Source organism: Streptomyces sp. NPDC002206 (genome assembly GCF_053593595.1).
Genome location: NZ_JBSFCW010000033.1, coordinates 26861 through 51028, shown reverse-complemented (window position 1 = coordinate 51028; position 24168 = coordinate 26861). Strand labels below are relative to the sequence as shown.

Genomic DNA, 24168 nt, shown 5'->3' with positions numbered 1-24168 from the left:
GACGGACCATGACCTCGCCCGCACTTCTCCCCGGCATCCGCGCTCGACGGATCACCACCCCCCGGCTCACTCTCAACCTCCTCGAACTCCGCGACCGGACCGGCGAACCCGTCCTCTTCGTCCACGGCAACGTCTCCGCCGCCACCTTCTGGCAACAGACCATGCTCGACCTGCCCCACCCCTACCGCCCCCTCGCCGTCGACCTCCGCGGCTTCGGCGACACTGACGCCCTCCCCGTCGAGGCCACTCGCGGCGTCCGGGACTTCAGCGACGACCTCACCGCCCTTTGTGACACTCTCGCTCTCGACCGCGTGCACCTCGTCGGCTGGAGCATGGGCGGCGGCATCGCTCTCCAATACCTCCGCGATCAACCCGCTGCCGTCCGCAGCCTCACCCTCGTCAACCCCGTTTCCCCGTACGGCTTCGGCGGCACCCACGGCCCCGACGGCCGACTCAACCACCCCGACGGCGCCGGATCCGGCGCAGGCACCGTCAACCCCGAATTCGTCCAGCGCCTCAAAGACGGCGACCGCAGCGAGGACTCACCGCTCTCCCCCCGCGCCGTCCTTGCCTCCAGCTACGTCAAACCGCCGCTCCGCCCTGCACTTGAGGATGCCTTCGTCGACGCCATGCTCTCCACCCGCACCGGAGACGACCACTACCCCGGCGACACCCGTCCCAGCGACCAATGGCCCGGCACCGCCCCCGGCCCCCGAGGTGTCCTCAACGCCATGGCCCCCACCCACTTCCGCATCGACGACCTGCACCGGATCGATCCCAAACCGCCCATCGGCTGGATCCGCGGCACCGACGACCTCATCGTCTCCGACACCTCCCTCTTCGACCTCGCCCACCTCGGTGCACTCGGCGCCGTCCCCGGCTGGCCCGGCGCCGAGCACTGCCCCGCCCAGCCCATGGTCGCCCAGACCCGCCACGCACTCGATCACTACGCCGCCACCGGCGGCCCCGTCCGCGAAACCGCCATCCCGGACGCCGGCCACGCCGTACACATTGACAAACCCAAGGAGTTCACCGCCGCCCTCCTGGACACCCTCGCCGCGGGCCGGTGAAGCGGCCGGGCCGTCCACCCCGTACGGTCCTCTGTCGACGTCGAGGTCATTAAGCGCCATCCCGGCGCCAAGGGTCCTGGCCGGTACCCGAGCGCCGGCGGTCGAGCAGACCTGGGCTCATCCGCGGCCAGGCGCTGCCCGTCTGGCACCCCACCCGTCTCAACTCCTGCTACCACCACGCCCTCCACCTGGCCGGCGTCGTGCTCGACGGGGCTTCACCCGAGCATCAGGCCGGTGGGCTGCGTATCGACGGCTATCTGTTCAACATGAACAAGCTCTTGTGCCACGCCGCGCGCCTACGCCGCGGTCCGTGTTGCCGCGTCCTGCTCGCCAGGTACTGGGACCCACAGGCCGGGCAGCGCCGTACTGATCGGTGATCAGCTGTGTGGCTACCAGAAGGGACATGCTTTTCCGAGTACCCGGCGGCAGTGTCGGCGGCCACCGCGTCGAACGACCGGGGCGGTGCGGTGCTTGCGGCGCAGTCGGACCGGGGATTTTGCGTCGAGTAGCCGGACATTCCTAGATTGATCTGATGGGCATCTTCGACAGACTGACCGGCACCAAGCGCCCCAGCAGTGGTGTCGTACCGCGTTCCGCCGAGGAAGTCCGGGCCGCGCTGCTCGCGATCAACGGCCCGGACGTGCCGTACCGCGTGCGCAATGCCACCCCCAAGGAGGGTGACGGCCTGGTGGCGGAGTGGCGGATCCTGGAACCTGCTCTGCGCACGTTCTTCGTCCGTACGCGACTGGACCGGACCATCAAGACCCGGATGCGTCTGGTCCCGGAGAAGCACGAGGTCCGTACCTTCGACGAGCAGTGGGAGGTCACGTGGGTCGGGGACACGCCCAGCCTGCGGACGTCGCGCGAGTACTCCCGTGGACAGGTGACCGCGGTCTCCCGGAAGTGGGAGGTCGAGCGGGGGACCGACGGCCGCCTGCACAAGACCGAGGTGTTCCGCTTCGACCCGGGAGAGATGAAGGATCCCCTGCGGGCCGCGGTCCTCGACGCAGGATGGACATGGCGCGGAGTGATGTTCAAGCTGTGACCCGCCTGCGCCATGTGGTGCAGCGGATCAGCCGTTCGCAGAACGCCGCAACTGGGTCCTCCTGCGGAGCTGCCGGCCGGGTCGTGTCGATCACCAGGCGATGATCGGCGGCGCTGGGGGCGGGGTTCCGGGCCGGTGGGGTGGGGCGGTCGCGCGGTGGATGTGCGATTACGACAGGTCCACGTCCAGAACGGCCCACACCGTTTTGCCGGGCCCGTCGATGCACGGATACCAGCCCCAGCGGTCGGTGAGTGCGGCCACCAGGAGGAGGCCGCGGCGTCCGTCCAGTTCGTTGGACGGTTCGGCCAGGGCCGGGATGCTCTCGCCGCGCGAGTCGGTGACCTCCACGCGCAGGGTCGTGCCCTCGGCCGAGAGCCGGAGGCGGAAGTCGCGGCCGGGTACGCGCCCGTGACGTACGGCGTTCGCGCTGAGCTCCGCCACGATCAGCGTCAGCACATCGTGGGCGTCGCTGCCGTAAGGGATTCCCCAGGCGTCGAGGCGTTCCCCGGCCAGGCGTCGGGCGAGACGGGCGCCGCGTGGGGTGGAACTGAAGCGCATCGTGAAGTGGTGCCAGGGAAAAAGGGGTTGGCCGGTGCGGGTGAGACGTACGGGGAGTGGCTGCTTGCTCGTCATGCCTTCACGGTGACGCTCGGTGGCGTAGCGTGACCAGCAGTGACGTGCCGTCGGGTGTGGGTTGTACGCGACGGCGTGCGGTGTGTACGAGGCGCGCCGCGTGACGAAGTTCGGGGCGCGGCGTTGGGCCGGTGAGGTGGTGGGGCCGATGGACTCTTCGGAGTCGATGGAACAGGGCGAGCACGGCGTACGGGATGGCGCCGGGACCCGGCCGGAGGACGAACCGGGATCGGGCGTGGTGGCCGCGTTCGGGAAGCAGTTGAAGTTGCTGCGGATTCGAGCGGGGCTGGAGCGGTCCGAGTTCGGGAAGCTCGTGGGCTACGCGGGACAGTCGGTCGCGTCCTTCGAGCAGGGGAGGCGTATCCCGCCGCCGAGGTTCATCGACCGGGCGGATGAGGTGCTGGATGCCGGGGGCGTTCTCAAGGCGCTGAAGGAGGAGGTGGGGCGGGCGCAGTACCCGGCCTTCTTCCGGGACATGGCGCGCTTGGAGGCGGAGGCGGTCGAGCTGTGCGCCTATGACACGCACGTCGTCAAGGGGCTGTTGCAGACTGAGGAATACACGCGGGCGTTGCTCGCCATGCGGCGCCCGTTGCTGGACGAGGAGACGATTGAGCTGCGAGTGTCAGCCCGTCTCGCTCGGCAGGAAATCTTCAATCGCTGGCCCGCGCCACTGCTCAGCTTCGTGCTCGAAGAGACCGTTCTACGTAGGCCACTTGGCGGGAAAACAGTGTTGCGAGGGCAGCTCGAACAACTGTTGCTCATCGGTCAGAAGCGCAATGTCGAGATCCAGGTCATGCCCCTCGACCGTGAGGACAACGCGGGTGTGGACGGCCCATTCACCGTCATCACGCGCAAGGGTGGTGAGCAGCTCATGTACATGGAGGTCCAAGCGCGAAGTAGCCTGCTGACGGATCGTGAAGAGGTCCGTCTCGCCGCCGCGCGCTATGGGATCATCCGGTCCCAGGCTCTCAATCCGCGCGAGACCCAGGGATTCGTCGAGAAGTTGCTGGGAGAGCTATGAACATCGCAGAGACTTCGGTCGCAGCTCCGGAACTTGCCTGGTTCAAAAGCAGCTACAGCGGCGCCGAGGGGGGCGACTGCGTGGAGGTGGCCAACGCCACCGGAGCCGTACACATCCGGGACTCAAAGGTCGCCGCCGGACCGGTCCTGACCGTCTCCCCCCACGCGTGGGCCGGGTTCGTCGGATTGGCCGCCGACCGGTCGCTCTGAGTCCTGCGCGCCCCGTGGGACCTGCCGCGCGCCGCCGCGGCAGGTCCCACGCGTATGTCTGGCCCCAGGGGGTCAGGCCGCGTCGTCCCCCCTCGTCACGGCGGAGCATCCGCCACACGGCGCGGCGGGCGCTGCGGTCGAGGGAGGACTGGAGGCCCTTGGTCGGGCGAAACCGTGCTGCGCGTCGTTCGGGTCACAGCGGTAGAAGGTGTCGGCGAGGTCGATTCATTCGTCGATCCGGGTCTCACCGATGAACGTAAACAACTCGCATGGATCCAGGGTGAGTTGGGTCCGATGGCCCTGTGGCTTCGCCTCGCTTTTGCGGCGTGGGTGGCACATCGAACGCCACCGCCGGCATAACCGGATCAGACAGTCGGCCTTCTCCACAAGTAACTTGCAATTTCTTCACATTGTCTGACACCATCCCGCATCCGGCGTGCATTGAGCCGTCGCTGAGCTGGGGGGACCAGCCACGTGCAGATACGTACCTGCCTTCGTCGTGCCCTTAATGCCGTACTCGCGCTACTCATCGCATCGGCTGCCCTCTGGATTGGTGCGCCGTCCGCGGCCGCGCACCGGGACGGGTGCCACCGCTGGCACTCCTGTCCGTCCGACAGCGGGTCCTACATCTGTGGGGACCTTGGGTACTTCACCTATTGCGGCTACAGCTCTCTGCCGAGCTCCGGCTCCGGCTCCGGCTCCGGCTCCGGCTCCGGAGCCGAAGACGAAGACGAAGAAGCCGAGGACATCGAGGCGCCGGACCGGCCGAGGACCAAGAGCGCGAAGGCCGTGGCCGGTGGCCGCGTCACTGTCATCGTGACCGCCGAGAAGGGATCGCGGATCGAGGTGCGGGACGCCGAGGACTCGGTCGTGAGCAGAGCCACGGCCACCGGCTCCGCGCAGACGGTCACCTTCGCCGCGAAGGACGGTGACCACACCTACTCCGTCGTGGCCGTCGATTCGGCCGACAACGCGAGTGAGGCGAGCGAGGAGTTCTCCGTAACGGTCGACGCGAGCCGGCCCGAGGCGGGCAAGCCGGTCGTGACTGCGGCCGACGCGGTGACGGGTGCGGTCCAGGTCTCCTTCGAGGCCGAAGCGGGTGCACGGTACGAAGTGAGTGTCGAGGGCCGCAAGGAACAGCTCAGCGGCACGGTCGGTGACGACGGCATGGTGCGGGATTCGCTCTGGCTCCCCAACGGTTCGTACCGGCTCACTGCCGTGGTGCGGGACGAGGTGGGCAACCGGACGCGTATCGAGGTCGCCGCCACCGTGTCGCTGGACAAGCTCCGGCCCCAGGTGCATGTCGAGCCTCCGGTCGGCGGAGGAACGACGCAGGTCGAGGTCGCGGGGCCGCCCGGTGCGGCAGGCATCGTTTCCACCGGAGGCGAGTCCGAGCCCGTACGGCTCGACAGCGACGGGCGCGCCGCTGTGTCCATTTCGGTCGACGACGGCTCCCACCGTGTGCTGGTGAACCTGAATGACGCCTTCGGACGCTCGGGCACCGGGAGCTCGGGCACCTTCACTGTGGACACCATTCCGCCAGCACTGAGGCTTGTGTATGACGCCGAGCGTGCCAAGTACGGCGACGTAGTCCTCACCGTGACCGGCGAGCGGGGCGCCCGCCTGGCGCTGTCCGGCGCGGGCGAGAAGCGGACCGTCACCCTGGGTGCGGAGCGCCGGACGTTCCGCTGGCATGCAGCGCCCGGCAACCACAGGCTGGTCGCCCGACTCATCGACGCCCACGGCAACATCAACCGCACGGATCTCACCGTCCACGTCTCGGACGACTGGACCGCCGCACGGATCCGCAACACCCTGCTGTGGACGGCCGGCGTAGTGCTCGTCCTGGTTATCGGCGGGTTTCTGTTGTGGCGGCGGCGCAGAGCGGTCATCGCGTGGTGGGCCCGTCGGCGGGAGAACGCACGGATGGCCGCCGAGCAGCGTGCGGCTCGTGTCCGCGTGGCACGGCAGGAGGCCGATGCGCGCCGTCGCCGGGAAGCACTCCGGCGTGCTCGGGAGGCATATGAGCGCGAACTGGCCGGCTGGCAGCGAACCCGGGACAGGCTCGCGGCCGACCACGATTTTGTACGTCAACTACGGGGTACGGAGTACAGCGCGGCGGACTTCCGCTGGGGTGCCCGCAAACGGGACGAGAGGGTGCTCCTGATCGCGTCCGCGTCGCTGGTGGAGGTCCGCACGCGACAGGGCGTGAGCCACACGGAGAACACGTGGGCGGGCGAGATCGCCGTCACCGACAAGCGCGTTCTCTTCGCCGGTGTGGCCGGCCGACGTGAGTGGGCCTACGGCAAGTGGCTCCACCATGAACATCATGAGGGCGCGGCCCAGACGCTGATCACGGTGAGCAGCCGGCAGAAGACCTCCGGCGTTGCTTATGGCCACGGGGAGGCACCCAAGGTGCGGCTGGCGATCGACCTGGCGCTGGCGCAGGCCCAGGGTCGTCATGGCGAGGTGGTCCACGGGGCCCGCGCAGCACTGGAGGCTCATGACCGGAAGCGGCCCACGGCGCCGACGGGGGACTGACTGGACAGCTGTGGGAAGACGGCGTCTGGCGTTCCGGCAGGACTTCAGTGTCCGGATGTTGAGGGAACGCCTCTTCCACCGCCCCGGCGAGATCGTCGTCGGCGGTGCAGGCGGCATCCAGCTGGATCGGGAGGGTGAGCATCTGCTTGCCGAGCGCGTCCTCGATCAGCGGCGGCTGGTGGGCCCATCCGGCGGCGGAGGCGCCGGTACCAGCGCCGATTGCTCTCAAGGGAGGAGCGGACGTCCTTCGCGCGCGGCGGTGAAGTGCTCAGGGGTGAGCGCGTCCTCGCCGTGCTCGGCGGTGAACGCCCGGATGCGCCCGAGCGGGGACGACGGGTCCGGAGGTTCGTTGCTCACCGTGGCGCCCATGATCATCGCGCCGAAGGCGATGCCTATCTCTTGCGGATCTTGCATGTCCATTCGCGCACTGTAGAGCAGGGGACTGACCGAGCCAGTGTCGCCGGAGCCCCCTTGCGGGGGCACAAAGAGGGGGCGATCACGCATAGCGTCAGGGGCCCCACCCTGGAATCCTGGCCCTCTCCCGGTCCGCCCAACACCTTGCGGAGTTCCTCGGGGGCGGGCTGGAGCAGGTGAAGCTCGTGCAGTTCCATCCCTCGTACTCCTACGAGGACTTCTTCGAGGGCTTCAGGCCGCAGGAGGACCCCGAAACCCGGGAGGTGGCCTTCCGGCTGACCGCGGGGCCGCTGCGTGAGCTCGCAGATCTGGCGTCGCGCGGGGCAACCGGCACATCCCGCACTTCCTGATCATCGACGAGATCAACCGGGCCAATCTCGCCAAGGTCTTCGGCGAGCTGTACTTCCTGCTGGAGTACCGCAACAAGTCCGTACGGCTGACCTACTCCGGCGACGACTTCGCACTGCCGCCGAACCTCTTCGTCATCGGCACCATGAACACCGCCGACCGGTCCATCGCACTCGTCGATGCCGCGATGCGTCGGCGGTTCGCGTTCGTGGAGCTGTCCCCGCGCACCGAGCCGACCAGCGGGCTGCTGAGGCGCTGGCTCGCGAAGGAGGGCAGGGAGAGTGAGCCTGCAGACCTGCTCGACGCGCTCAACCACCGTATCGACGAAGCCGACTTCCGTATCGGGCCCTCGTACCTGATGAAGCGGGGCGTCTACCGCGAAGGCGGGCTGGAGCGCACCTGGCGCACAAAGATTTTGCCGTTGTTGGAGGAGCACCACTACGGCGAAGGTGTCGACATCGAGCAGCGGTACGGCCTGGCGGCGTTGCGGAAGGCCGCGGAAGGCCCCGCCTCCCCGTGACGACCGTCGAGCTTGTCGAGCATGCCCGGGCTGTGTCCGTTCCGCTGCCGGACGCAGCCGGCCGAGCGCTGGCCTCCTCGCGGATCGTGGACGCCGCCCCCGACCCGTACACGGAGGGGCGATGGGTCCTGCGGGCCGGTAGCAAGGTGGGAGCCGTACGCCTGGAGGTACCGGGAGGCGAGCCCGTCACCGTACGCATCGCACCCAAGGTGCCCATCGCCCGGCTCTTCTTCCTCCTCGGCTACAGCCTCGACCCGCGCGCCTGGCGCGACGGCGGGGTGGAGGTCGGGGATCACCGTGATTTGCTGCCTGCCCTGGCGCACGCCGTCGAACGCCAGGTGGACCGGGCGCTCCGGTGCGGGCTGCTCCAGGGCTACCGGGCCACGGAAGACACGTCCCTCGTCGTGCGGGGCCGCATCCGCGAGGCCGAGCAGATCCGGCGGCACTTCGGGGCGACTCTGCCCGTCGAGATTGCGTACGACGAATTCACCACCGACATTGCCGAGAACCGGATCCTGCGTGCCGCCGTCGAACGCCTGCTGCGGCTGCCCGGCGTCCCGCACGAGGTACGCCGCCGTCTGATGCACCAGCGGGCGAGGCTCGCGGACATCACCCCGCTCATCCGCGGCCAGGCGCTGCCCGTCTGGCACCCCACCCGCCTCAACTCCCGCTACCACCACGCCCTCCACCGGGCCGGCGTCGTGCTCGACGGGGCTTCACCCGAGCATCAGGCCGGTGGGCTGCGTATCGACGGCTATCTGTTCAACATGAACAAGCTCTTCGAGGACTTCCTGACGGTCGCGCTACGGGAGGCCCACCGGGGTAGCGACCGCAGCTGCCGGTTCCAGGATCCGCACCACCTCGACGAGGCGCACGAGATCCGGATGAAGCCGGACTTCGTCCTGTACGGGCCGGATGGCGAACCGCAAGCTGTGGTCGACGCCAAGTACAAGGCGGAGAAGCCGGACGGATACCCGGACGCCGACCTCTACCAGATGCTGGCTTACTGCACCGCGCTCGGGCTCTCCGAAGGGCACCTCGTCTACGCGAAGGGCAACGCCCCGCATGCCGCCCACCATGTGCGGCACGCAGGCATCGTCATCCACCAGCACGCACTGGACTTGGACCAGTCACAGGCTGATCTGATGGCCGCCGTGGGCGACTTGGCTCGGCTGATGGCCCGCGACCTGCCTGGGTGATCTTTGTCCTTCCCCGAGAGAACCGGTGAAATACCAGGGAGGTGAAGACCCAACCGGGCCCCGGGTGTGAGCCTCCCGGAGCGAAGCGGGACGAAGTCCCTTACCACTCCGTCAGGGTGGACTTTCGGTCAGTGCTCCGACATTCTGTGCGGACCTTGATCGCGGCTCGGCGTCGATCCGCGAGTCAGTCCGCGAGTCCGTCCTTCGTGCACAAGGGGAACTCTCATGAGCTCGTCCCGCCTGCCCTCCCGCCGGATCGCCGTGATCTGCGCGGCCGTCGCGCTTGCACTCCCGCTCAGTGCCTGTAGTAGCAGCAGTGACGGCGCGACCGTCAAAGGTGCGAAGCTGATCAAGTCCGGCCAGATAACCACCTGTACGCACTTGCCGTACGCGCCCTTCCAGTCCGAGAAGGACGGAAAGGTGGTCGGTTTCGATGTCTCGATGATCGATCTTGTCGCCGAGGACCTGGGCGTGAAGCAAGAAGTCGTGGACAAGTCGTTCGAGACGATCAAGACCGGTGCCGACCTCAATGCCAGTGTCTGTGATGTGGCCGCCGCCGGCATGACGATCACCGACGAGCGCAAGCAGAATCTCGACTTCTCCGTCCCGTATTTCGACGCCACCCAGGCGCTGTTGGCCCGCAAGGGCGTCAAGGCGGCGTCCGTCGAGGACATCACCAAGCAGAAGCTCAAGCTCGGTTCCCAGTCCTCCACCACCGGCGAGGACTTCGCCCATTCGCACGGCGCCGATCCGCAGTCCTTCGAGAGCTCCGATGCCGAGCTCAATGGACTGCGTACCGGCCAGGTCGATGTCATCGTGCAGGACTACCCGGTCGTGCAGAACTGGCTCAAGGACCCCGCCAACTCGGCCAAGTTCGAGATCGTGGGCAATCTCGACACCGGTGAGCAGTACGGCTTCGCGGTCCGCAAGGATGGCAACCCCAAGCTTCTCGCGGCGATCAACCAGGCCATCAAGGACGCGAAGTCCGACGGCACGTACAAGAAGCTGTACGAGCAGTGGATCGGGCCCATGCCGAAGGGTGCCGACGCCCAGTGACCGCCCTGATCACCGGTAAGGACCGGGAGGAGCCGGCTGCGCGGCCCCGGATGTCGCCACGACGCCGGCGCCGTATCTCCCGTGGGGTGCAGTACGCCGTCTTCGTGGTCGCGGTGGTGGTCGTGGGCGCGCTGGCCGACTGGCAGCAGCTCCAGGAGCAGTTTCTGGACCTGTCGGTCGCCCAGCGGCTTTTCCCCGAACTCATCACGGTCGCGCTGCTGAACACCGTGGTGTACACGCTGACGGGCTTCGGTGTCGGACTCGTGCTGGGCCTCGTGGTGGCCCTGATGCGGCTGTCGTCCGTTGCGCCGTACCGCTGGCTCGCGATGGCGTACATCGAGTTCTTCCGCGGCCTGCCCGCCCTGCTGATCTTCATCTTCGTCGGGGTGGGTGTCCCGCTGGCCTTCCCGGGGCTCGTCTTCCCCGGGGAGACCTACGGGCAGGTCGCCTGCGCCCTGGGTCTGGTCTCCGCCGCGTACATGGCGGAGACCATCCGGGCGGGCATCCAGGCCGTACCGCGCGGCCAGCTGGAGGCGGCGCGCACGCTGGGCATGTCGCACGCCACCGCGATGCGGTCGATCGTGATCCCTCAGGCCTTCCGGATCATCGTGCCGCCGCTCACCAACGAAATGGTCCTGCTCTTCAAGGACTCCTCGCTGGTGCTCTTCCTGGGCGTCACACTGCAGCAGCGTGAACTCACGAAGTTCGGGCGCGACTTGGCCAGTACGACGGCCAACACCACCCCCATTTTCGTCGCGGGCCTGTGCTACCTCCTGGTCACTGTCCCGCTCGGCTATCTCGTACGGCGCCTCGAGGCCCGTCACGCACAGGCGAGGTGATCACGGGATGGCGGACATGACTGCGGCGATCGAGATCCAGGGGCTGCACAAGTCGTTCGGCGACGTCGAAGTGCTGCGCGGTATCGACTTCACGGTCGCGCCAGGCGAGGTCGTATGCGTCGTCGGCCCCTCGGGGTCGGGGAAGTCGACCCTGCTGCGCTGTGTGAATCTGCTGGAGGAGCCGACCAGCGGCACAGTCACCGTCGGCGGTGTGGACATGACCGATCCGGACATCGATCTGGACGCGATGCGCCGGCGGATCGGCATGGTCTTCCAGCAGTTCAACCTGTTTCCTCATCTGAACGTCCTGGACAACCTGACGATCGCTCAGCGCCGGGTTCTCGGACGCGGCAGGGAGGAAGCCGGCCGCATCGCCCGGGAGAACCTGGCCAAAGTCGGCCTGGCCGACCGTGAGGACAGCTTCCCCTCCCAGCTCTCCGGCGGCCAGCAGCAGCGTGTGGCCATCGCGCGGGCCCTGTCGATGGGGCCAGGGCTGATGCTCTTCGACGAGCCGACCAGCGCGCTCGACCCCGAGCTGGTGGGCGACGTACTGGGGGTCATGCGCACCCTGGCCGACGAAGGCATGACGATGCTGGTCGTCACCCACGAGATGGGCTTCGCCCGCGACGTCGCCGACCGCGTGGTCTTCATGGACGACGGCCGAGTGGTGGAGGAGGGCGCCCCGGAGGATGTACTGGCCCGGCCGGAGCACCCCCGGACCAAGGCCTTCCTCGCCCGGGTCCTGCACCCGGACGCCGTGCAACCCGAGGCCTGACACATCCGTACGGGTCCGACGCCGGCGCCGCGGCTCACCGCCTCGTCATGGACAGGGGGCGAGCCGCGGCCGGCGGGACTGCAGCCGCGCCGGACAACGGCGAGCGGCACTGATCGCGGGTTGCCTCGCGCCGGACAGCGAGCCTGCCCGTACGTCGACCCCGGCTCCAGGACACGTCAGGAGTCCCTGGCTGCGGACGTGCGTCAGGGGCCGTCCGGAGACGGCCCCTGACCTCGTGCTTGCTACTTACGCAGCTCGACCGTGAAGCCGCGGCTCGTGGAGAGGGGCGGCGTCCTGATCTCCGTTATCCCGGTCGTGGGGTCCGTGTACCAGCCGGACTCGGCCGAGGTGTGCGCTGTTGCGGAGGTCAGTCGCTGGAGGCGGCTGCCGTTCATGACCACCTGTGACGGTGCGTCCTTGCCGTGCACGGTGAAGCGGTACGACCTGGCGGCAGGCTTCCCTTCGTAACTTCCCACGCTCGCACCGACCTTGATCGTGGTGCTCGCCCTTCCGTGGGTGGGTGCCTGCACGCGTACCTGTTGCGTCGCCGAGGCGCCCTCCGTGAACTTCCGGGTCACGCCGTCGTCCTCGTACAGGGTGTACGTGCTCGTGCCCTGCGGGTACAGGTCGTAGTCCAGCTCGCTCCGGTCCCGGGTCTGCCAGGACGTCGTGCCCTTGGGCCACATCGGCACGATGGAGCCGCCCTTGACGAACAGGGGCAGGGTGTCGAGTGGGGCGTGGTAGCCGTTGACCGTGGTCGGGCCCTGGTAGGTCCTGCCCGTCCAGTAGTCGGTCCAGGTGCCCTTGGGCAGGTAGATGCCGTTACGGGTATCGGAGTCCTCGTAGACCGGGGCGACCAGGAAGTCGGAGCCCGCCAGGTACTCGTACTTGGCGTTCGTGCCCAGGGTCTCGGGGTCGTCCGGGTACTCCAGCCACAGCGGGCGCACCGAGCCCACGCCGGTCTTCGCGGCCTCGGCGGAGAGGGTGTAGAGGTACGGCAGCAGCCGCTCCCGCAGCTGGAGGTACTTGCGGTTGATGGAGGTGTACGGCTCGCCGTCCACCCACGGCTGCTGGTTGATCTTCTTCTTGGTCGTCAGGTCCGTCGCCCAGCCGTCCATCGTCATCAGGGCCGGGAGGAACGACTTGGCCTGCAGGTCGCGGGCGTACATCTTGGCGTCGTGGCGGTAGATGCTACCGACGTCACCGGTGTTGTACGCGATACCGGACATGGTGGCGCCGGCATAGGTCGGGATCTGCCAGCGTACGAAGTCCCAGGACAGGGACTGGTCGCCGCTCCACAGAACGCCGCAGCGCTGCGCGCCGGCCCAGGAGACGGGCAGCCAGACGAAGCCTCGGGCGTCGCTGTTCTCCTCGATGCCGGCCTTGGCGTCGTCGCAGGCGTCCAGCGCCATGCCGTATCCCTGGCCGACCCAGGCGACGTCGAGCTTGGCGACCCGCTGGCCCGCCTTCACCTGGTCGGCGAGCTTGTCGAGGCCGTTCTGGGTCCAGAGCCCCAGCTGGGCGTTGTGGTCCTGGAGGCCCTTGGCGGTCTCCGGCAGGTTCTCGTAGCCGCAGCCGTAGCCGTCGTTGACGAGCATCCAGCCCAGCGGTATCTGGTTCTGCGTATAGCCGTCGGCGACCTTCAGGGCGTCCAGGGTGTGGCGCTCGCCCTGGTTGGCGTTGTGCAGATAGCAGTCGGCGTCGCCCGGTTCGAGGCCGTACACCGGCGGCATGAACGGCTTGCCGACCAGAGCGGTGTACTTGCCGATCACCTTCTTCGCGTCACCGATGAAGTAGTACGCGTCGAGGCGCCGCTCCTGCTGGCCGGTCTGGACCGGGGAGCCGAAGTGGTAGACGCCGGGCGCGAAGGTGTTGCGGTAGACGCCGTAGCCCGCACTGGAGAGGTAGAAGGGTTGGGAGTTGTTGTAACCCCCCTCGTTCCAGTTGGTGTTGTTGGCGACGTAAACCGTCTTGTCGCGGTGCGAGAAGCTGCCGTTCTGTTCGCCGCCGCCGAAGAACTGCTCGTCCGCGCCGCGCTCCAGGCTCTGCCGCATACCGCCGGTGGACCAGCGCAGGGGCTTGTCCTCCTGCCAGATACGGGTGCGGTTGTCGGCCTTGTAGAGGCCGAATCGCAGCGGCTTCTTGTAGACGCGCAGGACGGCGTCGGGGGAGCGGATGCCGTAGTAGTCGCCCTTGTCGAAGGTGCTGGTGTGCTTCTGCACCGCGGGCTGCTTACGGATGATCGCCGAGCCGGCCGGGTCGGTGAACTCACCCGAGGGGGACGCCTGGAGGCGGAGTTGGCCACCCGTCAGGAAGTCTGCCTTCGCCTTGAGCTCTCCGGCCTCGATGGAGTAGCTGCCGTGGCCTCCGCCGAAGGAGGTCAAGTTCCCCGAGTCGGTGGTCTCCGGCAGATAGGCCTTGCCCGTGAACGAGTTGTCGGTGACGTCGTACGGCACGACGATCACGTGGTAAGTCCCGTCGGCCCGGGGGATCACCGTGGCCTCGGGGTCGGCCGTGCCCGCACTTGAGGCGACCTGCTTGCCGGCGGAGTCGTAGATGTACATGTCGAAGTCCTCGGCGGGCTTCTGCCACTCGATGGAGATCGGCACACCACCCTCCGGGTTGTCGTCCCAGTAGCCGTCGGGAGTCGACACGGTGAGGTCGAAGCGGTCGCAGACCTTGTTGTCCGGGTCCTCCGCGGCGGGCGGACAGTCACTGGGGCCGCCGACCGTCCCCTTGGGATAGACGGGACTCTGCCACGTCACGCTCTTGTGGGCGTCATCGAGCACGGTGCTCGCGGGGGTCGCCGCGTGGGCGGGTTCGGCGGGGGCGCCGAGCAGAGCGGCGGTCAGAGTGGCGGCAAGTCCTACCGCGGCCAAGGCCGGCCGGCGGGCCCGGTGGTGAAGTCTTCGCACGGGATACATCCCTTCGAACCAAGCACTGGATGTTTGTAAATGCTTGAACATACGTCAGATCGTGCAACTTCTCGCACGAGGATTCACCATTATGCAGGTGCATGTCAACGGGTGGTTGTGGGGTCCGGTGCGACTCGGAGGTGCCGTGATCAGAGATGTGGAGAGAATGATCGCGATTGGCATCGGAAGTTTCACTCCGTATCCCTATAGTGGTGCCGCGTTGATCATGGGTACGCAACGCGAGTCGCCGCCGAAGGAGTCAGCTCGATGACGCGCCCCTCAACCGCCGATCCCACGCCCGCGGAACCACTGGGCGGTGGCTGCCCCGTTCAGCACGGCGCGGGCGCAGTGCCCCTCAGCGGCCCCGAGTTCCATACCGAGCCCCAGACCCTCTACCGCACCATGCGGCGCGATCACGGCCCCGTCGTGCCCGTCGAGCTGCCCGGCGGGTTCCCCGCCTGGCTGATCATCGGCTACCGGGAACTCCACCAGGTCACCAGCGACGGCGAGTTGTTCCCCCGGGACGTCGGGCTCTGGAACCAGTGGGAGCACATCCCCGAGGACTGGCCGCTGCTCCCGATGGTCGGGCGCCCGATGCCGTCGATCTACTTCACCGCGGGCGCCGAGCACCGCCGCCACGCCGAAATGGTGGGCGCCGCCCTGGAGGGCGCGGACCCCTTCGAAATCCGGCGCCACTGCGAGGAGTTGGCGGACGGGATCATCGACGGCATCTGCACGCGCGGCACGGCCGATCTGGTCGCGGATTTCGCCGAGCCGCTGCCCGTGCTGGTCCTCGCCCGGCTCGTCGGCTTCCCCGACGCGGAAGGGGCGGACATCGCCCGGGTGCTGAAGGACCTGGCCGACGGCGGGCCCGAGGCGCAGAGCGCGTATGCGAGGTTCGGCGAGCACATGCAGCGGCTGGTCGCGGCCAAGCGGGCGGTGCCCGGGGACGATGTGACCTCGCGGATGCTTGCGTACCACGAGCCGTTCACCGAGGAGGAGTTCGTCCTCGACCTGATGGCCATTACCGCCGCCGGGCATCTGACCACCGCCGACTGGATCAGTAACTCCCTGCGGCTGATGCTCACCGACGACCAGTTCGCCGACTCCCTTTCCGGCGGCCGGCACAGTGTCGCCGAAGCGATGAACGAGGTCCTCTGGGAGGAGAGCCCGACCCAGATCCTCGCCGGCCGCTGGGCGGCCCGGGACACCCGGCTCGCCGGCCGGTCGATCCGGGCCGGGGACATGCTGCTGCTCGGCCTGGGCGCGGCCAACTCCGATCCGCATGTACGGCAGCATCTCTCCACCGGCCACCCGTCCGGCCAGAGCGGCAACAGCGCACATCTGGCTTTCAGTTACGGCGAGTACCGCTGCCCGTTCCCCGCCCAGGAGATCGCCGAGACCATCGCCCGTACCGGGATCGAGGTGCTCCTCGACCGGCTGCCCGATCTCGCCCTGGCGGTTCCCGCGCAGACACTCGTCCGGCGGCGGTCCGCCTTCCTGCGTGGGATGGAATCGCTGCCCGTCCGGTTCAGCCCCGTACGTACGACAGGAGACTTCTCGTGAACTGCCCTCACGCCGCTGCCCACGAGGCCGCCCAGGCCGGCGGGACCGTGGTCATCGACCCCATGGTCCAGGACCTGGACGGTGAGACGGCGCGGCTGCGCGACGCCGGACCGCTCGCCAGGATCGAGCTGCTGGGTGTGCCGGCCTGGACCGTCACCCGGCACGCCGAGGCCCGCCAACTGCTTGTCGACCCACGCCTGGTGAAGGACCTCGACGCGTGGGGGCTCTGGCAGAGCGGAGCGGTGACCCACGCCTGGCCGCTGATCGGCATGATCGATGCCGGGCGCTCCATGTTCACCGTGGACGGCGAGGAGCATCGGCGGCTGCGCACCAAGACCTCCCAGGCGATCACACCCCGCCGCCTCGAAGCGATACGACCGGACATCGAGAAGTTCACCGAGGAGCTGCTGGACGCTCTGGCCGAACAGGGCAAGGACGGCGTGGTCGACCTCAAGTCCGTGTTCGCGCAGCCGCTGCCGATGCGGGTGGTCGGCATGCTGATGGGTGTCGAAGAGTCCCAGCACGCCATGCTGACGAAGAAGTACAAAGCCTTCTTCTCCATGCTCACCCCGCACGAGGAACGGATGGCCCTGCTCGCCGAGCTGGACGTCTTCTACGCCGGACTCGTCCGCGAGAAGACAGCTCGGCCGACGGACGATCTCACCAGTGCGCTCATCCTTGCCGAGGAGGGCGGGGACCCGCTCACCGAGGAAGAGGTGGTCGGCAATCTCAAGGCCATGGTGGCGGCGGGGCACGAGACCACCATCGGGCTGATCCTCAATGCGGTACGGGCCCTGCTCGCCCACCCCGACCAGCTGCGCAAGGTCCTCGACGGCGAGATCCCGTGGGAGACGGTGATCGAGGAGACGCTGCGCTGGGACACCCCCACCACGCATCTGCTGATGCGGTTCGCCACGGAGGACATTCAGGTCGGCGACAACGTGATTGCCAAGGGGGAGGGGGTCGTCATCTCCTACCGGGTCATCGGCCGTGACGTCGAGCAGCACGGACCGGACGCCGACGCCTTCGACATCACGCGGCCGACCCCGATCCGCCACATGACCTTCGGCCACGGCCCGCACATCTGCCCGGGAGCGGCACTCTCGCGGGTGGAGGCCGGGATCGCGCTGCCTGCGCTGTTCGGGCGCTTTCCCGGGCTGCGGCTTGCCGTGCCGGACGAGGAGATCCGCAAGCTGCCGGTGATGACGCAGAACGATATGGAGGCCTTCCCGGTGCTGCTGAACGGATGAGTGAGGACGGGGGCCGCGGCTTCGACATGGTGCCGCCGGCCCGCTCCTTTTGGCAGGCGAGGGCGCCCACCGGCGGCGGCTGAGGCCCGTCAGGGGATCAGCTTCCGTACGTCCGCCACGGCCGCCGGCAGCTCCGCCGGGTCCTCGGTGACGACAAGGGGCTTCCCGACACGCCGAGGGTGTCGACGGCCGCCCGGAGGGCGTCGGGAGTCGTACCCGACGGCCAGACCGGGTTCAGCCCGTACGGCTCCATCGCGCGGCGCTGTGCCACCCTGTCCGTGCTGACGGCCGCGGCCGCCGTGCCGATGCCCCGGACCCCGAAGTCCTCGGCGAGCCGCTCGGTGAGGCCGACGTGCCTGTCACCCCAGCAGGCGACGGCCGCTGGGGCCTCGTCGGGCGCCGCCCGGGCGGCTTGGTCCGCGAGCGGGGTGGTGCGGTCGAAGGAGCCCCGCTGCTCCGCGGGGAGTCCCGGCGTCCGTCCTCATCGCCGGGCGGACCCGGCCTCCTGGGCCGATCTGTGTCCGGTTGTGTCGAAGCGCTTCGACAAAACCTCTGGACTCGCTGTGCGAGTCAGTCTAGGCTCGAACTGTACGTGCATGTCGCAGGCGGGTAAGTCGGAATCGAAGCGCTTCGCCAAAACTGTCGGTACGTGTCAGAGTGTGTGCCGGAATCCGCCGTCGTCCTGTGATGGAGAGCCGAATGGTCACCCTTGCCGAGGTCGCCCAGCATGCCGGAGTCTCCGCGAGCACGGTGAGCTACGTCCTCAGTGGGAAGCGGTCCATCTCCATGTCCACCCGGGAGCGGGTGGAGCGAAGTATTCAGCAACTCGGATACCACCCCAACGCCGGAGCCCGCGCGCTCGCCAGTAGTCGGTCCAACATCATCGCACTCATGGTGCCGCTGCGCACCGACATGTATGTGCCCGTGATGATGGAGATCGCCATCGCCGTCGCCACCACCGCTCGTGCGCATGGCTATGACGTCCTGCTGCTGACCGGGGAGGAAGGCCCGGCGGCCGTTCGGCGGATCGCGGGCAGTTCGCTCGCCGATGCCATGATCCTGATGGATGTGGAGCTGCACGACGAACGCCTGCCGCTGCTCCTGGAGAACGACCGGATCGCCGTGCTGATCGGTCTGCCTGCCGAGACCGATGGGCTGACCTGCGTGGACCTCGACTTCGAGGCGACCGGGGCGCTCTGCGTGGAGCACCTCGCCGGGTTCGGCCACCGCGAGATCGCGGTGATCGGCGAGGCGGCCGCGGTGTACGAGCGGCACACCGGGTTTGCCGAGCGGACGATGGACGGCGTGCGGGCGAAGGCGCAGCAGGCCGGGGTGCGGGTGCTGCACCGGCCCTGCGAGGGCGGGTACGCGGCGATGGAGCGGACGCTGGCCCGGATCTTCGACGAGCGGCCGGGCACCACCGGGTTCATCGTGCAGAACGAGTCGGCGGTCGAGCCGCTGCTCAATCTGCTGCGCCAGCAGGGGCGTGCGGTGCCCGAGGACGTGTCGGTCGTCGCCATCTGTCCCCAGCAGCTTGCCTCCGAGGCTTCCGTGCGGCTCACCTCGGTCGCCATACCGGCACAGGAGATGGGGCGGCGCGCCGTCGAGCAGGTCGTCGCGAAGCTCGCCGGCCGCGGCACGGACGAAGTCGAGCTGCTGGCACCGGAGTTGACGGTGCGGGCGAGCAGCGGTCCCGCGCCTGTGGGTTGACGTCACGCAGCGAACGAGCCGGCCCCGCGAGGGGCCGGCTCCTTCCTGTGCGGGTCAGCTCGACGAGACGCTGAAGCTGTTCGTCCTGAAGTCCAGGCCGCCGGACGACGAGGTGATCTCGTAGCCGAACTGGACGTCACCGATGGTCTCGTTGCCCCACCAGCCCTTGGTGTCCTTGATCCACTTCAGGATCGGCAGGACGTCCACCGTGCCCGAGGTGGAGTCCGAGGTCCGCAGGAACGAGAACACCTGGTTGGCGCCGTTGTCACCCTTGTAGACGTTCCAGGTGTGGCCGCCGAGCGTCACCGTTCCCTGGGAGGTGCCGAGTGCGCCCACCGCACCGTTGTAGTTGACCCAGAGCATCACCTCGTAGTCGTAGTCGGTGTCCCAGATGTCGTACGACGTGTTGTAGGCACCGGACGAGGGGACGGTGACGTTGTAGCTGCTTTTGAGCGACGCCATCGAGGTGATGGACTTGCCGACGACCTTCTTGGCGTTGGGGTACGACTTGATGCCGCCGGTGTTCGGGTGGTCGGCCCACACGCCCCAGTTGCTGGAGGAGTTGACCCAGATGGTTTGGGCACCCGCGCCGGAACCCCAGATGTTGTTGTAGAGGGTGTAGCCGTCGGAGGTGGTGTAGTTGCCCCACTGGTCCGTCGACCACCAGACCGCGGCCTGGGCGGGGGCGGCGGCGAAGCCGATCAGGGCTGCCACTGCGGCTGCCGGTGCCAGTACGAACCTGCTGAGAGTGCGTCGTGCCATGGTCGTCCCTTCCATGGTGGGGGGATGCGCTACCGCGGCCTCATAGTGAGGACGCGGTCCACGCCGGCCGTCAGGTCCAGCAGGGCGACGGGAGTTCCGGCGGAGGTCTCGGCGGAGCTGTGCGTTGCGACTTCGGTGAGGGCGAGTCGTTCACCCGCGTGTACGCCGACGCGTGCGTCACGGGTGGGGTGCAGGACCGCTGTGGCGTTCCCGGCCGACCAGGCCAGATCCAGGTGGGCACCGAACCGGGTCCGCACACCGTGCAGTTCGCCGGACGGATACGCCGCGGGGAGCGCAGGCAGTAGGACCAGCCGGTCCGGTGTCGACTGGACGAGCATCTCGATGACCACCGCGGGCAGTGCATGGGCGGCGTCCGCGTTGTAGACATCGCGGGACGGGTAGTGGGCGCTCATCAGCGAGTTGTGGAAGAAGTCGCCTGCCAGTACCGCGCTCAGCGAGTTGGAGACCCGCGCCTCGTCCCGCAGCCGTGCAGCGATCAGCGCGTGGTGCAGATGGCCATGGGCGGAGTCGTTCTCCGCACCGCGCAGCTCCAGTGCGCGGTGTGCGGCGTCCGCGAGCTCCGGGGTGTCGTACGGGTTGATCGCACCCAGCGGCCACACCGGGTAGAGGTGGCTGAGGTGCCGGTGGTCGTACGTCTCCTGCAGGCCCGGCCAGGCCCATTCGGCGAGCGCCCCGTCCTCGCTGACGCGGTACCGGGGGAGCCGGTCGGCAAGGGCGCGCCAGCGGTCCGCGGCCGGGTGGCCGGGGGAGTGTCCGGCGGCGGTGGTCAGGGCGTGACGGGCCGCCGCGATGTCCATGGTGGCGTTGATCGTCCCCCAGCTTGCGTTGGCCGGACGGTTCTCCGGTGAGTACGAAGGGACGACGGCGAGGGTGCCGTCCGAGGCGTGCCGGGTGAGGAAGTCCTCGTAGAACTCCGCCACTTCGGTGAGCGCATCGGTCAGCCAGGGGTCCGTGACGCCGGTGGTCTCGGCGTGCTCCAGAAGGGGATGCAGCAGCCAGTCCGCACCAGCGGTCCACAGGTGCAGCGGATAGGCGCGCTGGAAGTGGCGGGTGTGGCCGGACTCGCCGTCCGTGTGGGTCGGGGCGACGATGCCCCGGGTGCCGAAGATCGCGCGGGCGTTGTCCCGCCAGTCGGCCAGCTGGCCGCGGACCAGACCGGCATGGGCTTCGGACACCTCCGGCAGCGCCGCCGCGGCGGCCGACGCGATCTGGAGATTGAGATTGGCGTTGGTGGTGAACGCACCGGACCAGGCGGTGTCCCAGTCGCCCGTCCAGAGACCGGTCAGCCGTGGCGGGAGCGCCCCGGCGGCGGAGAGCAGATGGTACCGGCCCGCTGCGAACAGCCGCTCCAGGAGCGCGGGGCTCTCGGAGTGGCGTATCAACTCGCTTCCCGGCATGGCGCGTTCGCTCGCCTCGGCGTGCAGGGTGAGGGCGGCGCGCTCGTAGGCGGTGCGATGCAGGGGCTGATGCCGGGCGAGCAGCGTCTCGTAGTCGGCGTACGGCAGGGCTCCCCACTCCTCGGCGAGGTCCAGGTCGCCCGTATGACGCCGCACCCGGGTCAGCAGCAGCAGAGTCCGCGCGCCGTCGATGCGGATACCCTCGCCCGACACGGTCACGGATCCGCGGTCCACCCGGGCCACGGTGACGCCCGTGTAGGCGAGATCGCTGTCCGGGTAGCCGGCCCGCAGGGCCAGCCGGGCGCCGTCGGCCGTCAGTGCGGTGCTGCGGCCGATGGCGAGACGCGGCGGTGCACCCGGCAGTGCGTGGTCCAGGGTGAACTCCGTGGTGAGTCCGAACCCGGTGATGCACTGGACGATGACGTCGTCGGCCCGTGAGACGAAGACCCGGCTCCGCCAGTCCTCGTGCGACGCGCAGATCTCACCGGTGGCGAAGTCGACGGAGCGGCGGTAACCGGCCGTCCCCGTGCGACGCTCGACGGGCGACGGCAGGCGGCGGACCCGGGTCTGGAGAGCGGGGTGGAACGGCTGGACCCACAGCAGCGGGTGTTCCGCCCCGAACTGCTCGGCCGCCGTCGTGTCCCCGGCGAGAAGCGCGTCCTGGAGGTGCTCCAGCCGGTCTGCGAGCTGGGGCGGGCGGGCGTGCTCGCTGCCGTTGGGGCGGACGAGGGTGTGATGGTTGACGATGACCCGGTCGTCGGCCGGATCTCCGTACACCATGGCTCCGTGCCGGCCGTTGCCCCCGAGGAAGGCGTCCTCCCAGCGGGCCGCGGGGCGTGGCTCCCACGTGCCGTCGCGGCCCGGGGCGCCGGCCGTCGTATCGGCGGCGGTCACAGGGTTGCGCCGCGTAGCACGGCCACGCCGTAACGGCCCAGCTCCACACTGCCGTTGACCGCCGCGCCGGTCAGCAGATCCACCTGCGCACCAGGTACCGGCACGGTGACGCTGCCCCGGCCGTGATGCAGCAGGAACAGCAGATCGCCGCGGCGGACCGCCTCCACACCCTCGGGCAGCCCGGCCAGCACCGGCCCCGCCCCCGCCTCGGCCGCCACCCGGCCGAGCAGAGCGCGCAGCGCCTCCGGTTCGGGCAGCGTCGATACGTAGTACGCGCGGTCGTTGCGCACCACGGCGGGCAGCCCGTCGAGCTCGCCGCCCTGGTACGCGGAGACGACCTGCGCACCCGGATCCGCTTCGAGCTCCTCCGACCAGACCGAGGCCCGGAAGCCGTCGCACTCCACCGTGGTGTCCGCGTCGAGCGGCCACCACTCGTGGAGCGTACGGATGCCGCACAGTTCACGCAGCCGCACATCCATTCCGCCCGGCCTGATCCGGTCGTCCGCGTCGGCGATCCCGCTGAAGAAGCCGCAGACCAGCGTCCCGCCGCCCCGTACATAGGCGACCAGGTTGTCGATCGCGGCATCCGTCAGCAGGTAGAGCTGGGGCACGACCACCATCCGGAACCGGCTCAAGTCGGCCTCCGGACGGGTGAACTCGGTGCAGATACCGGACTCCCACAGGGCCCGGTGCCAGCTCTGCACGATCTCCGTGTAGTCGAGGAGCTTGGACGGCCTGCCCTCCTGGGCGCCCGCCCACCAGGAGTCCCAGTCGTGCAGGATCGCCACCTCGGCCGGTACGTCCGCACCGCTCACCGCCGCCCCGATCGTGGCCAGTTCGACGCCGAGCTGCTTGACCTCCCGGAACGTGCGGCCGTTCTCGCCCGCGTGCGTGACCATCCCGGAGTGGAACTTCTCCGCGCCCTGACGGGACTGCCGCCACTGGAAGTAGCAGACGGCATCGGCGCCGCGCGCCACCGACTGGAGCGACCAGAGCCGGTTGAGGCCGGTCGGCTTGGGATGGTTCACGCCCCGCCAGTTCACCGGTCCCGCCGCCTGTTCCATCAGCATCCACGGTCCGGCCGCCTGGGAGCGCGTCATGTCGGCGAGCATCGCGTTGTACTGGGCGCCCTGCGGGTCCTTCGGGTCCGGATAGATGTCGACGGAGACAATGTCCTCCTGGGCCGACCACGCCCAGGCGTCCTGCCCCGACCACAACGGCATGAAGTTGGTGGTCACCGGGATATGAGGGGTGTGCCGGGCGACGATGTCGCGCTCGGCCAGGTAGCACTCCATCAGCGCGTCGGACGTGAACCGCTTGAAGTCCAGCACCTGCGTCGGGTTCTTCATGTACTGCGCCTTGCGCGGGGGCAGGATCTGCTCCCATGTGTCGTAGCGCTGGCTCCAGAACGCCGTTCCCCAGGCCTCGTTGAGCGCCTCGATGGTGCCGTAGCGGCCGCGCAGCCACCGGCGGAAGTGCGCGGCGGTCCCGTCGCACCAGCAGTGCGTGCAGTACTCGTTGTTGATGTGCCACACGGTCAGCGCCGGGTGATCGGCGTACCGCGCTGCCAGGTCCTCGGTGAGGGACGCCGCGTAACGCCGGTAGACCGGCGAACTCGCGCAGAACTGCTGCCGCGATCCGTACCAGACGACCGAGCCGTCCTCGCCGCGCGGCAGCGTCTCCGGGTGCTCCGCCCCCATCCACGGCGGCGGGGACGCGGTCGGTGTGGCGAGCACGACCCCGATGCCATGGGTATGCATCAGATCCATCAGACCGTCCAGCCAGCCGAATTCCCGTGCCCCTGGACGTGGTTCGATCTTCGCCCAGGAGAACACCCCGAGGGTGACGGAGTTGACCCCGGCGTCCTTCATCAGCCGTACGTCGTCCTCCCACACCTCCTCTGGCCACTGCTCGGGGTTGTAGTCGCCGCCGAAGAGGATGCGGCCACGGGCTGCGTCGCGCAGGGACGGCATGGACTTCTCG

Annotated in this window: 19 protein-coding genes and 2 pseudogenes; 14 read left to right on the top strand and 7 right to left on the bottom strand. The window is 68.7% G+C overall.

Annotated elements, in window-relative coordinates:
- Positions 1–8: 8 nt before the first annotated feature.
- The 3 genes from ACWCP8_RS34295 to ACWCP8_RS34285 all read left to right on the top strand — a co-directional run bounded on the left by ACWCP8_RS34295 (position 9) and on the right by ACWCP8_RS34285 (position 2115).
- Positions 9–1070: an alpha/beta fold hydrolase gene (locus ACWCP8_RS34295; protein WP_451120165.1), complete on the top strand. Its 1062-nt coding sequence runs from the start codon at positions 9–11 to the stop codon at positions 1068–1070.
- A 119-nt stretch (positions 1071–1189) separates the two neighbouring features.
- A complete protein-coding gene (locus ACWCP8_RS34290) occupies positions 1190–1447 on the top strand; it encodes a 5-methylcytosine restriction system specificity protein McrC (RefSeq protein WP_451120194.1) in 258 nt (85 codons plus the stop codon).
- 155 nt (positions 1448–1602) lie between these two features.
- The gene (locus ACWCP8_RS34285; protein WP_451120163.1) at positions 1603–2115 is read left to right on the top strand and encodes a hypothetical protein; all 513 of its coding nucleotides are present in this window, start codon (positions 1603–1605) and stop codon (positions 2113–2115) included.
- A 168-nt stretch (positions 2116–2283) separates the two neighbouring features.
- On the opposite strand, the gene ACWCP8_RS34280 is transcribed toward ACWCP8_RS34285, so the two are convergent.
- The gene (locus ACWCP8_RS34280) at positions 2284–2748 is read right to left on the bottom strand and encodes an ATP-binding protein (RefSeq protein WP_451120161.1); all 465 of its coding nucleotides are present in this window, start codon (positions 2746–2748) and stop codon (positions 2284–2286) included.
- Positions 2749–2914: 166 nt separating this feature from the next.
- On the opposite strand from ACWCP8_RS34280, the gene ACWCP8_RS34275 reads away from it, so the two are divergent.
- The 3 genes from ACWCP8_RS34275 to ACWCP8_RS34265 all read left to right on the top strand — a co-directional run bounded on the left by ACWCP8_RS34275 (position 2915) and on the right by ACWCP8_RS34265 (position 6519).
- A complete protein-coding gene (locus ACWCP8_RS34275) occupies positions 2915–3769 on the top strand; it encodes a helix-turn-helix domain-containing protein (protein WP_451120192.1) in 855 nt (284 codons plus the stop codon).
- Positions 3766–3978, top strand: coding sequence for a DUF397 domain-containing protein (locus tag ACWCP8_RS34270; protein ID WP_451120159.1), 213 nt, complete (start codon positions 3766–3768; stop codon positions 3976–3978). Before ACWCP8_RS34275 ends, ACWCP8_RS34270 begins: the two co-directional genes overlap by 4 nt.
- A gap of 474 nt (positions 3979–4452) precedes the next feature.
- Complete coding sequence (locus tag ACWCP8_RS34265; RefSeq protein WP_451120157.1) at positions 4453–6519, top strand: hypothetical protein; 2067 nt, start codon at positions 4453–4455, stop codon at positions 6517–6519.
- Between the two features lie 37 nt (positions 6520–6556).
- Here ACWCP8_RS34265 and ACWCP8_RS34260 read toward each other — a convergent pair.
- Positions 6557–6712, bottom strand: a pseudogene (locus tag ACWCP8_RS34260) (IS110 family transposase); the annotation flags it as partial.
- Positions 6713–6744: 32 nt separating this feature from the next.
- Positions 6745–6939 carry a hypothetical protein gene (locus ACWCP8_RS34255; RefSeq protein WP_352270160.1) on the bottom strand — a complete coding sequence of 65 codons (195 nt, stop codon included), beginning with the start codon at positions 6937–6939 and terminating at the stop codon, positions 6745–6747.
- A gap of 128 nt (positions 6940–7067) precedes the next feature.
- On the opposite strand from ACWCP8_RS34255, the pseudogene ACWCP8_RS34250 reads away from it, so the two are divergent.
- From ACWCP8_RS34250 to ACWCP8_RS34230, 5 genes and pseudogenes are all read left to right on the top strand, one after another.
- Positions 7068–7801 (top strand): annotated as a pseudogene (locus ACWCP8_RS34250) (McrB family protein); the annotation flags it as partial.
- Positions 7798–9000 (top strand): McrC family protein, encoded by a 1203-nt coding sequence (locus tag ACWCP8_RS34245; RefSeq protein ID WP_451120155.1) that lies wholly within the window; start codon positions 7798–7800, stop codon positions 8998–9000. The pseudogene ACWCP8_RS34250 and the gene ACWCP8_RS34245, both read left to right, overlap by 4 nt.
- A 225-nt stretch (positions 9001–9225) precedes the next feature.
- On the top strand, positions 9226–10056 hold the full coding sequence (locus ACWCP8_RS34240) for a transporter substrate-binding domain-containing protein (protein ID WP_451120153.1): 831 nt from the start codon (positions 9226–9228) through the stop codon (positions 10054–10056).
- Between the two features lie 50 nt (positions 10057–10106).
- Positions 10107–10895 carry an amino acid ABC transporter permease gene (locus tag ACWCP8_RS34235; RefSeq protein ID WP_329167476.1) on the top strand — a complete coding sequence of 263 codons (789 nt, stop codon included), beginning with the start codon at positions 10107–10109 and terminating at the stop codon, positions 10893–10895.
- A 7-nt stretch (positions 10896–10902) separates the two neighbouring features.
- Positions 10903–11670, top strand: coding sequence for an amino acid ABC transporter ATP-binding protein (locus ACWCP8_RS34230; RefSeq protein ID WP_352270155.1), 768 nt, complete (start codon positions 10903–10905; stop codon positions 11668–11670).
- 242 nt (positions 11671–11912) lie between these two features.
- Here ACWCP8_RS34230 and ACWCP8_RS34225 read toward each other — a convergent pair whose 3' ends face one another.
- Entirely contained in the window at positions 11913–14585 is a 2673-nt protein-coding gene (locus ACWCP8_RS34225; RefSeq protein WP_451120150.1) for a TIM-barrel domain-containing protein, read from the bottom strand.
- Positions 14586–14852: 267 nt separating this feature from the next.
- On the opposite strand from ACWCP8_RS34225, the gene ACWCP8_RS34220 reads away from it, so the two are divergent.
- The 3 genes from ACWCP8_RS34220 (at position 14853) to ACWCP8_RS34210 (ending at position 19111) form a co-directional block, all read left to right on the top strand.
- Positions 14853–16151 (top strand): cytochrome P450, encoded by a 1299-nt coding sequence (locus tag ACWCP8_RS34220; RefSeq protein WP_356002720.1) that lies wholly within the window; start codon positions 14853–14855, stop codon positions 16149–16151.
- Positions 16148–17401: a cytochrome P450 family protein gene (locus ACWCP8_RS34215; RefSeq protein WP_451120147.1), complete on the top strand. Its 1254-nt coding sequence runs from the start codon at positions 16148–16150 to the stop codon at positions 17399–17401. The genes ACWCP8_RS34220 and ACWCP8_RS34215 overlap by 4 nt, the downstream gene beginning before the upstream one ends.
- 699 nt (positions 17402–18100) lie before the next feature.
- A complete protein-coding gene (locus tag ACWCP8_RS34210; RefSeq protein ID WP_352270150.1) occupies positions 18101–19111 on the top strand; it encodes a LacI family DNA-binding transcriptional regulator in 1011 nt (336 codons plus the stop codon).
- Positions 19112–19165: 54 nt separating this feature from the next.
- Here the strand turns inward: ACWCP8_RS34210 and ACWCP8_RS34205 are convergent, their stop codons facing one another.
- Genes ACWCP8_RS34205 through ACWCP8_RS34195 form a run of 3 tightly spaced genes read right to left on the bottom strand, consistent with a single transcriptional unit; the run spans position 19166 to position 24158 of the window.
- Complete coding sequence (locus ACWCP8_RS34205) at positions 19166–19873, bottom strand: GH12 family glycosyl hydrolase domain-containing protein (protein WP_451120145.1); 708 nt, start codon at positions 19871–19873, stop codon at positions 19166–19168.
- A 29-nt stretch (positions 19874–19902) separates the two neighbouring features.
- Positions 19903–22185, bottom strand: coding sequence for a glycosyl hydrolase family 95 catalytic domain-containing protein (locus ACWCP8_RS34200; RefSeq protein ID WP_451120143.1), 2283 nt, complete (start codon positions 22183–22185; stop codon positions 19903–19905).
- Complete coding sequence (locus tag ACWCP8_RS34195; RefSeq protein WP_451120190.1) at positions 22182–24158, bottom strand: beta-galactosidase; 1977 nt, start codon at positions 24156–24158, stop codon at positions 22182–22184. Before ACWCP8_RS34195 ends, ACWCP8_RS34200 begins: the two co-directional genes overlap by 4 nt.
- Positions 24159–24168: the final 10 nt, after the last annotated feature.